This is a genomic window from Phenylobacterium sp. (assembly GCF_037968635.1).
In the GTDB taxonomy this organism is placed as follows: Bacteria; Pseudomonadota; Alphaproteobacteria; order Caulobacterales; family Caulobacteraceae; genus Phenylobacterium.
Genome location: NZ_JBBKVV010000025.1, coordinates 1 through 11,613, shown reverse-complemented (window position 1 = coordinate 11,613; position 11,613 = coordinate 1). Strand labels below are relative to the sequence as shown.

Genomic DNA, 11,613 nt, shown 5'->3' with positions numbered 1-11,613 from the left:
TAAGGCCGGGCGCCAGCTTGGCCGGTCTGGCGCCGTTTCCTCCATCCGCCGACTGCGGCTTGGCGCACAGGGCCAGCCAGACCCGCGCCTTGGTGACCCGTCCGTCTCCGTCAGCGGCCAGGGGCCGTATGCCCAGATAGATCACCTTCGGATCGCCAGGTTCCCGGTCAGCGGGCGCCTCGATCTGCAGGATGCCGGGGTCGCCGGCCGCGAGCCGATAGTTGACGGCGTCGGAAAAGGCGCCCGAAGCGTCGCGCTTGCCGCCCACCAGGGCTGAGGAGCTGACATAGGCCCCATTGGCGCATTCGGGCCACTTCAAAGCCGAGCCGCGCAGGCTGAACTTGCAGTCGCCCACGGGCATCGCCCAGAGGCCGGGCTTGAGGACCCGGGCGCCAGACGTATCGGCCGGGGAGAACAGCGGGCGTTCCGAACTGACCACCGCGCAGGCCGACAGGCTCAAGGCCGCGAAGAAGACCGCGACGATCCGCAGCATGAAACAGACCCCCAATCCAAGGCTTGTTAAGCTTTCTAGCGCAGAAACGAAGTTCTGAGAGGCGCGATTCCCATGCCCATGCCCATCGCCGATCTGGAGGCCTCGCTGCGCGAGGGCTTCCCCGACGCCGAGATCCAGGTCGAGGACCTGGCCGGCGACGGTGACCACTATCGCGCGCGGATCGTCTCGAAGGCCTTTTTGGGCCTCTCGCGGGTCAAGCAGCACCAGCTCGTCTACGCCGCCCTGAAGGGCAAGATGGGCGGTGAGCTGCATGCGCTCGCGCTCGAGACCCAGGCTCCGGGCTAGGCCGCCATGCGTTACCGGCCCTTTGGCGCGAGCGGCAAGGCGGTTTCGGCCATCAGCCTGCTGCTGCGTGAAGCCCCCAACATGACGACGCCCCACGCCTGGCGGACCCTGGCCTTCTCGGCCATGGAGTGCGGCGTCAATTGCTTCGAGATCACCGCCGGCTCCGAGATCATGGCGCTGGGCTTCGGCGAGGCGCTGCGCGCGGTGGAGCGGCGGCTGATCGCCATCGGTTGGCGGATCCATGGCGATCCCCGCAAGGTTCTGACCGCCGAGGCCATCTCCAACAGCGTGCGAGGCGGTCTGGCCAGGACCGGCGCGGGCTATTTCGATGTCCTGATGCTCGACGAGGCGGCCTTCGAAACCCTGGCGCCCGACGCCCACGGCTATCTCGCCGATCTGCGCGCCGCGGGCCTGGTCCTCCAAATGGGCGTGGTGGGGGACGGCGACAGCATCGACGCCTGCATCGAGAGCGGCCTCTTCGACGTCCTGGCCACCCCCTTCAGCCTGACCTCCGACTGGAAGGCCCGGCGGCGGATCAAGGACGCCTCGGCGCGCGACATGACCATGATCGCCTACGACCCCTTCCCGGCCGCCCTGTGCCGGCCAGTGGGCGGCGGGTCGATCCGCACCGGCCTCTTCAAGCGCGCCGAACCCCTGGCCGGCGCCGGCACCTACGCCTTCCTGCACCAGACACACGGCTGGTCGGCGGAAGAGGTCTGTCTGGCCTATGCGCTCACCGAACCCGCCTTCGCCTCGGTCCAGGTGGAGCAATTCCGCGGCGAGGCCATCGAACGTCTCGCCCTGATCACCGACAAGGACCTGCCGACCGGCGTCGCCGCCCAGATCGAGATGGCCCGCTTCAGCGCCGACAACAACGAGCAACGGCGCGCCTAAAACTCTCGCGAAAATCGCAACTTACGGGCATGATGCCGCTTTGCAGCGGAAGAGAGACACATGCCCCGTGACCCGTGGCCTGTCGCGAAGGTCACGCGTCGCGCGGCCCTAGGCGTAGTGGCCGTGTCGGGTGTCCTCGCCTGCGCACCCGTCCGCGCGACCAGGCCCGTCCGCCTGATTATCGGCACCGCGGCAGGTGGCGGGAACGACGGCTTCAGCCGCCTACTCGCGCAGCACCTGCAGCGCCTCATCGGCCAGACCATCCATCCCGAGAACGAAGGCCGGGCGAGCGGGCGGCTGGCCGCCAGCGAGCTCCTCCGCGCGCCGACAGACGGTTCAGTGATAGCGTTCCTGCCCACGCCCCTGGTCTACGAAAACTTGCTGGCGCGCAGCCAGGAGACCCTCAATCTCGCGCAGTTCCGCTGGCTGGGCGGCGTCGGCGCAGACCGCAGGGTTCTGGTGGTGAACCGGCAGAGCGGGGTCACCCATTTTGGAGAGCTTCTCGCTCGACCCAAGCCGTTGATCCTCGCGGCCTCCAACACCTCGGGCTCCAGCTATGTCGAGCCGCGGATCGTCAGCCACCTGACCGGCGCCCGGCTGAAACCCGTGCCCGGTTACAGCGGTGGGGCGAGGAACCTGGCCGTGCTGTCAGGCGAGGCCGATGGCGTGATCGGCGACCTGGCCAGCCTGGATCCGCTGCTGCAGACGCCGGGATCGCGGGTCATTCTTCGTCTGAATGAGCTCACCGACCCCGCAGAGGCTCCAGCGCCTAGTCTCGCCAGCCTGGCCAAGGGCGATGACGCCGCGCCGCTCCTGTCGCTCATCGCCGCCACCGCTGCTCTTGGACGGATATTCGCCCTGCCACCGGGAACGCCGCCGGCGATCCTGGCCAGGTGGCGATCCAATCTCGACAAGGTCGCCGGCGATCCAGACTTCCGAGCCGCCGCGACCGCCCGAGGCTTCTCACTTGAACAGGTGGCCGGGGCCGACGTGGAGGCGGCGCTGGGCCGCCTGTTCGCCCCCTCGGCTCCGGTCGGCCCGGCCCTGCGGCGCGCCATGGCGGTTGCGGGCGCCTGATGCCGGCCGTCCTTGAAGCCTTGGTGGGACTGTTCGGTTCACCGATCGCGCTGGCGGGGCTGATGGCCGGAACCCTAGCCGGTCTGCTGGCCGGCCTCACCCCGGGCGTGAATGGTCGCGCGGGCCTGATGCTGGTCACGCCGATAGCTATCGGATTTGGGCCGAGCGGCGGCGCGGTGTTCCTGATCGCCTTCCACTCGGTGGTGCACACCTCGGGCGCCATCCCCGCCATTCTGCTGGGTACGCCGACCTCGTCCAGTGAAGCGGCCACCGCGATCGACGGTCATGCCCTGACCCGACGAGGCGAAGCCGCGCGAGCAATCGGCGCAACCCTCTCGGCCTCGGCCTTTGGGGGCATAGTGGGCGCTCTCTTCCTGTTCCTGGCGGCGCCACTGGCCCTGGCTCTCGTCAGCCACATCGGCGCCCCGGAGGTCGCCGCCCTTTCAGCCTTGGGCCTGATGTCCATCGCCGCCCTCTCCGGGGGCTGGCTGGCGGGAGGGCTCATGGCGGTCGCCCTCGGCGTCCTGATCGCCTGCGTCGGGCTCGATCCCTTCTCCGGGACGCCACGCCTCACCTTCGGCCAACTGGGACTGTGGGACGGCGTAAACGCCGCCGCCCTGGTCACCGGCCTATTCGTGGTTCCGGAACTGTGCGTGCGAGAAGCGGCGGTGGCGCCCTCGACGGCGCCCGTCGCCAAGCTGGGCGGCGTGATTAGAGGCTGCCTTGAGGTCGTGGAGCATCGCTGGCTGCTGCTGCGCAGCTCGATCATCGGAGTCGTGGTGGGCTTCGTTCCAGGTCTCGGCGCCAGCGCCGCCGTCTGGATCGCCTACGGCCACGCGCGACAGACCCATACCTCGCCGGTTCCCTATGGCGAAGGCGCCATCGCCGGGGTCATCGCGCCCGAAGCCGCCAACAACTCCAAGGAGGGCGGATCCCTGGCGCCGACGCTCTTCCTGGGTATTCCTGGCTCCTCGGGGATGGGCATCCTGCTGGCCGCCTTCGCGACCCTCGGCATTGAAGTAGGGCCGCGGATGCTGGCCAAGGCCCCGGAATTCGTCTTTCTGCTTGGCTGGTCCAACATCGCGTCCAACCTGTTGGCCGTGCCGATCTGCCTGGCCTTGGCCCCTGCCATGGCGCGGTTCGCCAGCCTCCGGCGCGATCAGGTCGTTCCGGTGGCCCTGGCCGCGGCCTTGGCGGCCACCGCCCTGACCCAGCCGGGCATGTCGGCCTTGATCCAACTGGTCGCCTTCTCCGCCCTGGGCCTGCTCCTGAAGGGCGCCAATGTCGCACGCGCCCCGCTGCTGCTCGGTTTCGTGCTCACGCCCGGCCTGGAACTGAGTCTCGTACGCTCCAGCATGGTTTATGGCTGGAACGCGCTGTCCCGGCCGGGCGTCCTGATCATTCTCGGGCTCGCGGCGATTATCATCCTGGCGGCGGCCTGGACTCGCCGCCGGCCAGGTCGCCCGACCGAAAGGGAGACCGGGGCCCGCCTGACACCGGCGGCCATCGTCCTGACCGCAGGAGCGAGCGCCCTCGCCGTAGGCCTGGCCACAACACTGCCGTCGACAGCGGCCGGCATGCTCTATGTGGCCGGAGGCCTTGGCCTGGTCTCCGCCGCTCTCGCCGCCGCCCGCGTCTGGCCCCACTGGAAGGCCGCGCCCCGGGCCGAGACGCCGGACGGCCCGACCCTGGCGCTGTTCGCCGCCGCCCTGGGAGTCGCAGGACTCATCAGCCTGCCATTGGCGGCCGGCGCTCTGGTGTGTTCCGCCTTGGTGCTGAAGGCCCGCGTAGGCTATCTGAAGGCCGCCCTCGCTGCGGTCCTCACCGCAGGCGTCGTTCTTGGCCTGGAGATGCTCCAACCGTGACAAACAAGGCCGCTCGTCTCTCTCCAGACGATCTGGTGGGTCTGGCCCAGGCGGCCTGGCGGCACGGCGAACGCCATTGCGTGGATTGCGGCGGATATCACCAGGCCTGGGGCATACTTCGGGCCGCCGGCCTTCACGGTGGTCTGGGGGCGGACGAAACGGACCTGGCTCCTCGGCTGGCGGCGGCGCTTTCGCCAGGCGCCCGTGTCCTGGTAGCGGGCTCGGCAGATCCCGGCATCTTGGACTTCGTGGTCAGGACCGCAGCCGGAACACCGCTGGACATCCTGGTCGCCGACCTCTGCGCCACGCCGCTGTCCGTGATCGGTGACCTCAAACCCTATCCTGGCATGACGGTGCGAACCCAGCAGGTCGATCTGGCAGAGCTCGACCACCTTGATTCCTGGGACGTCATCGTCTCCCATTCCATGTTGCCCCACGTCCCCGCCGAATTGCGAATCGAGGTGCTAAAGCGTCTACGCAGAGCCCTGGCTCCGCGCGGTAGACTGGTCTTCGTCGCCCGAACCTTCCAGGCCGCCGTTCGGGATAGCGCCGCCGAGGAGAAGGCGGCGTGGGCGCAGCAAACGTTCTCCAGAGTCGCATCGTCAGGCATTCCGATGCCTGCTTCTCTGGCCGAGATCGAGGCCCTGATCCATCGCTATTCAGTCAAGCGGAGGGCCCCGCCTTGGGATCTGGCGACGCCCGAAGCGATCGCCGATCTGCTGACGCTCGGTGATTTTGAGGTGATGGAAATCGTCAAGATGGCGGACCGAACCCACGAGACGGCAGTCGGCCAGGCCCGCGCCAAGGAGAGCTACCTCTTCATCGCCCGCTGAACACCTTTCTCAGCAGCAGCTTCCGGACACTCGCGACCATCGGCGGCACGGAAGCCAAGCTGCGGGCGCGCATCTGCCCGTTGCGCGGCACGAAATTCATCGTGGCGTTCGCCTCGAAGATCGTGAGGCGTCCGTCGGCGTCAAGGCTGGCGTCAAGACCGAAATAGTCGAGGCCGATCTTGTCTGCGATCGAACGCAGAGCGATCCTGGTCACATCCGGAAGGGCGGCCACCCCCCCCGCCAGCATCGCGGCGCCCTCGGCCTCAAGGGCCGGTTGACTGGCCATCCACCGCCCCGACCGCCCGTGGATGTTCCACTCCGGTGCGATGATTAACTGCCGGATGACAATCTCATCCCCGACGAAGAAAAATCGTGCCTTCCGATAGAGTCCGTCGGCCCATCGATAATCGACGAATTCGGTCATGTAGTACTCATGATGGCGATCTCCATAGATCCCCTCGATCTGCTCGGGCGTATCGAACAGCCCGATGAACTGGCCGTTATGGCTGCCCGTCCGCCTCAGGATGGCGGGAAAGCGGAAGCCGACCTGGTCGACCTGTCGCTTCACCCGCTCCAGGGTCGGATTGCGCAGCAGCAGGGTCTTGGGCATGTGGACATTGTCGAGGCCCGCCAGCCGACTAGCGATGTGATGGCGTCGGGTCTGCAGGATCGCCCGAGCCGGGTCGATGACCGGAATGCCGAGCTCGGCCGTGAACTTGTCCACCACCGCCAAGGTCGCCGGGTTCATGTCGGCGTCAGAGACCATGTTCCAGAGAATATCGATCCCCGATGTGGCCCACCGATGGGCCTTGCGGAAATAGCTTGGGGCGAGGTGGATCCGGGTCTTGTTGAACCCACCCTCCGGTAGAAGCGCCAGGACCCGGTCAGCGTCGTTGTTGCCCTCTACATTGACAATCCCCGCCTGATCGAACTGGATGATCCGATCGAAATCATTGCCGACGATGAACCCCACGCGCGGGATATGGTCGCTCAAAAGCGATACCTCGCTCCCAGATAGAACTGCCGCCCCGTGTGGGTGTAGTCCTCTGAGTTCCGACGCTCGATTGAGATCCAGCGCTCTTCGAACGTGTCGGTCAGGTTGATCGCCTCGAAGGTGAGGCTGAGTTGCTCGCTGAGCTTGTAGCTGGAGGAGAAATCGACGTTCAAGGTGCGGCTCTTGCCCCTCGCGTCATTGCCGTTGCCGCCCGGCACCGCGGCCAGGTAGTCGTCGCGATAGGAGGCCGACACCCGGGCGTCGAGGCGGGCGTCCTCATAGTAGAGCGTCGCGTTCCACGAGCGGGGCGACAATCCCACGAGAGGCAGGACTGTTGTGGCCGCCGGGATGGGCTTGGAGTCGGTGATGTAGGTCACGGTGGAGTCGGCGTGGGTGTAGTTCACGATGGCGCCGAACCGGTCGAAGGGCGCCGGCAGGAAACTGAAGGGCCCCTGCAGGTTGATCTCATATCCCTTCAGTTCGCCGCCGGCCGTGTTCAGCAACTGGGTCACCAGGAAGATGGTGTCGGGGCTGTTGCGGGTGGTCAGCAGGCTGACCGGCAGGCCGGTGGCGCTGTAGGCCATCGTGGCCGCCGAGCTCTGAATGTAGGACTGCAGGTCCTTGTAGAAGAACCCGACGCTGAACTGGGTCTCGCGGGCGGGATACCATTCGAAGCTCAGGTCGAAGGTGTTGGCCCGGACCGGGTCGAGCAACGGATTGCCGATGGTCAGGGTGTGGGCGGTGTTGTTGATGGAGCCACCCGGCGTCAGGGCCGGCAGTTGCGGCCGGGCCATCACCTTCGCCGCGGCGACGCGGACGAGGACATTCTCCCGCGGTTCGAGCACCAGGTTCAGGGCGGGCAGGGTGTCGTCATACTTGCGCGCCACCGCCACATAGTTGCTCCCCACATAGCCGCGGGCGATGCTGGTGGTGGCCACGCGACGGACCCCGAGATTGCCCCGCAGCGGCATATCGAACAGCGAGGTCGCGAAGTCGGCCTGGACATAGAGGCCCAGGTCGCGTTCGCCCACGTCCCGATTGGCGGCGCGTTGGTTGTCTGAGCTCACCCGGAAGTCGCCATAGGCGTTGACGCAGTTGCAGTAGAGGTCGACGAGGGCTGCGATCTTGGCCACGTCCGGCGCCAGCCAGGCGGTAGGGGTTCCGGCCGGCGCGCCCAGGCCCCGCCCGAAACCGCTGACCAGGGTGCTGATCTGAGCCAGGCTGACGCCCGGCAAAGGGACCGCCGCATCCTGCTGGCCGTTGATGGTGTTCTGACGCCAGTCGGCTGTGGTGAACCTGTAATCCTTGAACAGCAGGCCACCCTTCAGGGTCAGGTCGCCCGTGATCTTGAATTCGCCGTCGACACCCAAGGTCTTGAAGCGGTTGGAGGTCTTGTTCGGTCTTTGGCGCAGCAGGGAGGGAAAGCCCAGGGCGGCGCTGGAGCTGAACTGCCAGTTGGCCGGATCTGTGACATCAAAATTGTAGTTCAGAACAGGCAAGGTCTGGCTGGCCGAGAAGTCGTAGCTGTAGCCATCCTGATTGTAGCGATCAAAGGAGACCGTGGTCTGGACCGGGTTGTCCTGGATCGACCGTGACTGGCCGATCATCGCCTTGATCTTGAAGCGGCTGTTGAACGCGTGGTTCAGCCGCAGGGAGAGCTGGCTGAACTCGCTGGAGAGTTCATCATGGCGGGCTTCGCTGCGGATATCGGTGTCGTCGAAGGTTGCGCTCACCAGTTGGTTCTGAGGCCCGAAGACCGGGTTGCGGACCGTGGTCTGCTCCAGGCGCGTCAGGTAGGTGGTTAGGTATTCCTCGCTCCGGGCGCCGTCATGGAGGGCGAACATGGCGTCGAAGGTGAAGGTCGTGGCGTCGGTGGGCGCGAACTGCACCGCCGCCGTCGTGCCGTAGCGCTTCCAGTCGTAGGTGAACCGCTCATAGCGCGGGATGCGGGCGTGCCAGGCTGAGTTGACCGGGCTGTACACGCCGGCCGGACTGTCGCAGGCGCCTGCATTCAGGAAACAGCCGCCGGAATTGGTGGGGACCGAGGGGTTCTCCCATCGGCCGCTGGTGGCGCCCTCTTCCAGGATGTTGCGGGCGCTGTAGGCGACGGAGACCAGGGCGCCCAGCTTGCCGTCCAACCAGGTGTCGGAGATCAGGGCGGTGGCCCTGGGGTCAGCCTTCCGCGACAGGTCGTTGTAGCCGTACTGAATTCCACCGGCGGCGTGGAAGCCCGGATTGTCGAACGGCCGGGCGGTGGCCAGATCGATGGTGGCGCCCAGTGAACCCTCCTCAACCTCGGCGGCCTGCGACTTGCGCACGGTGACCCGGTTGAAGAGTTCGGAGGCGAAGACCTGGAAGTCGAAACTGCGGCCCCGGTTCGCGCCGCCGGCCGTGTCCTTGCCGCCCGTGGTGGCCAGGGCTTCCAGGCCGTTGAGACGCACGCGGCTGAAATCCCCCGACAGACCGCGCACCGTGATTGAGCGACCCTCGCCGCCGTCGCGGTCGATGGCGACGCCGGGAATGCGCTGCAAAGCCTCAGCCAGGTTCAGGTCAGGGAAGTCGGCGATGTCCTGCGCGTTGATCACATCGACGAGGGCGGTCTCCCTCTTCTTGACCTCGATGGCGCTGGCCAGGCTGGCGCGGAAACCGGTGACGACGAGTTCATCCACCTCGCGGGTCTGCGCCTGCGCCTGGCTCGCGGTAAAACCCCCCGTGGCAATGGACAAGGCCGCCAGCCCACCGGGGCCAAGCCGGCGAATGTGTTTGTGCATCTTGTAGATTGTTCCTTGGGGGAATGGCGGGAGTGGTCTGCCCGCGCCCGAAATACAAGCTTCACCACGTGATCTTAAGTGACTATTTTTGGTGCGGGTTCAGGCTATCGCGCCTGCGGCCAAGCGCGTCAGAGCTTGACCCGGGCCTCGCGCCTCCCTAGCTCTCAGGCGAACGTTCCGACGAAAGATCCGTCCCATGACTGACGCCGCCACCGCCAATCCCGTCCACGAGTTCATCACCCGCACGGTCACCGACAATCCGGTGGTGCTGTTCATGAAGGGCGTGCCTGAATCCCCGCAGTGCGGCTTCTCGGGCCTGGTGGTCCAGGTGCTCGACCATCTCGGCGTCGACTTCGTGGGCGTGAACGTCCTGCAGGACGCCTCGCTGCGCGACGGCATCAAGACCTTCAGCGACTGGCCGACCATCCCGCAGCTCTATGTGAAGGGCGAGTTCGTCGGCGGCGCCGACATCGTCAAGGAGATGTTCCAGTCGGGCGAACTGAAGCCCCTGCTCATCGAACAAGGCGTGCTCGCGGCCTAATCCGCCCGGTGGCGCAAGTTCTCGAACCGCCCGAGGGCCAGCAGGTCTTCGAACAGACCTTCACGCCACAAGCCTCCGACATCGACGCCAATGGCCACGTGAACAACGTGGTCTATCTGCGCTGGATCCAGGACATGGCCACCGCCCATTGGGCCGCCCGCCAGCCGGCGCAGGATCAGTCGCGCTGGGCCTGGATCGTGCTGCGTCATGAGGTGGACTATCGGCGCGCCCTGCTGCCGGGCGAGACCGCGCGCGCCCGCACATGGGTGGCGAAGAAACCGGAAGGTCCCCGCTTCGACCGCTTTGTCCGGATCGACGGCCCCGACGGCGCCATGTGCGCCCAGGCGCTCACCGTCTGGTGCCTGATCGACGCCGTCACCGGCCGCCCCAAGCGCGTGCCCCAGGACATCGTCGACCGCTTCGTCTGAGCAGATCCTCCCCCAGCGCGCAGCGCGATGTGGGGGAGGCGGATCGTCGGGTAGCGACGAAACGGAGGGGGATGGACGTAGTCCACTCTCAGCCAATCAAGAGTCAAAGCCCCCCTCAGGCGCTTCGCGCCAGCTCCCCCAGAGAGGGAGCATCTTTGACTCGCCTCAGCTCCCCGGCCCGGTCCACGGATAGAACGGGTTCAGCAGAAACAGCGGGGTGCGCCCCGCCACGCCCAGCTCCGCATAGGTGAAGGTCAGGTCGGTGTGGCCCATGGCGAAGGACTTGCAAGGGTCCAGGCGCTTGCGGCCAAAGGCCAGGGTCACGGCGTCCCCCTTCCGCTCCACGAAGAAGGCGAAGTCCTCCTTCCGGGTGCAGCCGTTGGAGGAGACCCGGATGGTCAGCGCCTCCCGCCCGGCGTTCGCCGAATAGAGCGGCTCCAGTTCGCCCAGCGACGAGCCCGCGGGCGCGACAATGGGCGGGGCGGCGGTGGCGCAGCCGGCGAGCAGGCTCAAGGCCCCGATCAACAGAAGACGACGATGCATGGCCCTACTCCGCCACAGATCGCTCAAAAGCAAAAGGCCCCGGATCGCTCCGGGGCCTTCGCAAATTCGGTAAGTCAGAAACCGATCAGGACGAATAGAATTCGATGACCAGGTTCGGCTCCATCTTCACAGCGTAGGGAACCTCGCTGAACTCCGGCTGACGGATGAACTTCGCCGTCATCGCCTTGGTGTCCAGCTCGATGTAGTCGGGCGTGTCACGCTCGGCCGACTGGATGGCTTCCAGGACCAGCGCCATGTTCTTGGAACGCTCGCGGACCGAGACGATGTCGCCCGGCTTCACGCGGTAGGAGGCGATGTTGACGCGCTTGCCGTTCACCAGCACGTGGCCGTGGTTCACGAACTGACGGGCGGCGAACACGGTCGGCACGAACTTGGCGCGGTAGACGATGGCGTCCAGGCGCGATTCCAGCAGGCCAATCAGGTTTTCCGAGGTGTTACCCTTGCGGCGGTCAGCTTCCTCGTAGGTGCGGACGAACTGCTTCTCGGTGATGTTGCCGTAGAAGCCCTTCAGCTTCTGCTTGGCGCGCAGCTGCAGGCCGAAGTCGGAGACCTTCTGCTTGCGGCGCTGGCCGTGCTGGCCGGGGCCGTACTGGCGGGTGTTCACCGGGGACTTCGGACGGCCCCAGATGTTTTCACCCATCCGGCGGTCGAGTTTGTACTTCGCGGAATGCCGCTTGGACATAGTAGCTCTTTCAACACGATCCGGGCCGGCGCCTTCATAAGCGAAGGTGCGATTTCAACGGCGGCGACCAGATCACCCGTCATAGGTGTCCGCAGCCGCCAGGGTGACCCGGCGGCGCGAAGGGGCGGTTTATGATGCGACGGGCGCGCTGAGTCAATCCGGCTG

Annotated in this window: 12 protein-coding genes; 7 read left to right on the top strand and 5 right to left on the bottom strand. The window is 66.5% G+C overall.

Going from position 1 to position 11,613, the window contains the following annotated elements; translation table 11 throughout:
• On the bottom strand, positions 1-493 hold a 493-nt coding region (locus tag AAC997_RS02855; protein ID WP_340644192.1), incomplete at its 3' end, for a hypothetical protein.
• A gap of 72 nt (positions 494-565) precedes the next feature.
• Between AAC997_RS02855 and AAC997_RS02850 the strand changes: the two genes are divergently transcribed.
• From AAC997_RS02850 to AAC997_RS02830, 5 genes are all read left to right on the top strand, one after another.
• The gene (locus AAC997_RS02850) at positions 566-799 is read left to right on the top strand and encodes a BolA family transcriptional regulator (protein ID WP_340644191.1); all 234 of its coding nucleotides are present in this window, start codon (positions 566-568) and stop codon (positions 797-799) included.
• Positions 800-805: 6 nt separating this feature from the next.
• Positions 806-1,693 (top strand): aldo/keto reductase, encoded by an 888-nt coding sequence (locus AAC997_RS02845; protein WP_340644190.1) that lies wholly within the window; start codon positions 806-808, stop codon positions 1,691-1,693.
• A gap of 123 nt (positions 1,694-1,816) precedes the next feature.
• A complete protein-coding gene (locus tag AAC997_RS02840) occupies positions 1,817-2,770 on the top strand; it encodes a tripartite tricarboxylate transporter substrate-binding protein (protein WP_340644189.1) in 954 nt (317 codons plus the stop codon).
• Complete coding sequence (locus AAC997_RS02835; protein ID WP_340644188.1) at positions 2,770-4,635, top strand: tripartite tricarboxylate transporter permease; 1,866 nt, start codon at positions 2,770-2,772, stop codon at positions 4,633-4,635. The genes AAC997_RS02840 and AAC997_RS02835 overlap by 1 nt, the downstream gene beginning before the upstream one ends.
• The gene (locus AAC997_RS02830) at positions 4,632-5,468 is read left to right on the top strand and encodes a class I SAM-dependent methyltransferase (RefSeq protein WP_340644187.1); all 837 of its coding nucleotides are present in this window, start codon (positions 4,632-4,634) and stop codon (positions 5,466-5,468) included. Before AAC997_RS02835 ends, AAC997_RS02830 begins: the two co-directional genes overlap by 4 nt.
• On the opposite strand, the gene AAC997_RS02825 is transcribed toward AAC997_RS02830, so the two are convergent.
• Together AAC997_RS02825 and AAC997_RS02820 are read right to left on the bottom strand one after the other, a co-directional pair.
• Positions 5,455-6,462, bottom strand: coding sequence for a hypothetical protein (locus AAC997_RS02825; RefSeq protein ID WP_340644186.1), 1,008 nt, complete (start codon positions 6,460-6,462; stop codon positions 5,455-5,457). The genes AAC997_RS02830 and AAC997_RS02825 overlap by 14 nt on opposite strands.
• Positions 6,459-9,233 carry a TonB-dependent receptor gene (locus AAC997_RS02820; RefSeq protein ID WP_340644185.1) on the bottom strand — a complete coding sequence of 925 codons (2,775 nt, stop codon included), beginning with the start codon at positions 9,231-9,233 and terminating at the stop codon, positions 6,459-6,461. Before AAC997_RS02820 ends, AAC997_RS02825 begins: the two co-directional genes overlap by 4 nt.
• A 196-nt stretch (positions 9,234-9,429) precedes the next feature.
• Here AAC997_RS02820 and grxD point away from each other — a divergent pair, with 196 nt between their 5' ends.
• Positions 9,430-9,774 (top strand): Grx4 family monothiol glutaredoxin, encoded by a 345-nt coding sequence (grxD, locus tag AAC997_RS02815; protein ID WP_304782194.1) that lies wholly within the window; start codon positions 9,430-9,432, stop codon positions 9,772-9,774.
• An 8-nt stretch (positions 9,775-9,782) separates the two neighbouring features.
• Positions 9,783-10,202, top strand: coding sequence for a thioesterase family protein (locus AAC997_RS02810; RefSeq protein ID WP_340644184.1), 420 nt, complete (start codon positions 9,783-9,785; stop codon positions 10,200-10,202).
• 165 nt (positions 10,203-10,367) lie between these two features.
• On the opposite strand, the gene AAC997_RS02805 is transcribed toward AAC997_RS02810, so the two are convergent.
• Positions 10,368-10,745, bottom strand: a complete 378-nt coding sequence (locus AAC997_RS02805) for a hypothetical protein (protein ID WP_340644183.1) — start codon at positions 10,743-10,745, stop codon at positions 10,368-10,370.
• A gap of 85 nt (positions 10,746-10,830) precedes the next feature.
• Positions 10,831-11,448: a 30S ribosomal protein S4 gene (rpsD, locus tag AAC997_RS02800; protein ID WP_340644182.1), complete on the bottom strand. Its 618-nt coding sequence runs from the start codon at positions 11,446-11,448 to the stop codon at positions 10,831-10,833.
• Between the last annotated feature and the right edge of the window lie 165 nt (positions 11,449-11,613).

Coding starts and splice junctions, on each gene's coding strand:
- AAC997_RS02835 (WP_340644188.1), top strand. CDS start 2,770: ATGCCGGCCGTCCTTGAAGCCTTGGTGGGACTGTTCGGTTCACCGATC.
- AAC997_RS02850 (WP_340644191.1), top strand. CDS start 566: ATGCCCATGCCCATCGCCGATCTGGAGGCCTCGCTGCGCGAGGGCTTC.
- grxD (WP_304782194.1), top strand. CDS start 9,430: ATGACTGACGCCGCCACCGCCAATCCCGTCCACGAGTTCATCACCCGC.
- rpsD (WP_340644182.1), bottom strand. CDS start 11,448: ATGTCCAAGCGGCATTCCGCGAAGTACAAACTCGACCGCCGGATGGGT.
- AAC997_RS02805 (WP_340644183.1), bottom strand. CDS start 10,745: ATGCATCGTCGTCTTCTGTTGATCGGGGCCTTGAGCCTGCTCGCCGGC.
- AAC997_RS02845 (WP_340644190.1), top strand. CDS start 806: ATGCGTTACCGGCCCTTTGGCGCGAGCGGCAAGGCGGTTTCGGCCATC.
- AAC997_RS02820 (WP_340644185.1), bottom strand. CDS start 9,233: ATGCACAAACACATTCGCCGGCTTGGCCCCGGTGGGCTGGCGGCCTTG.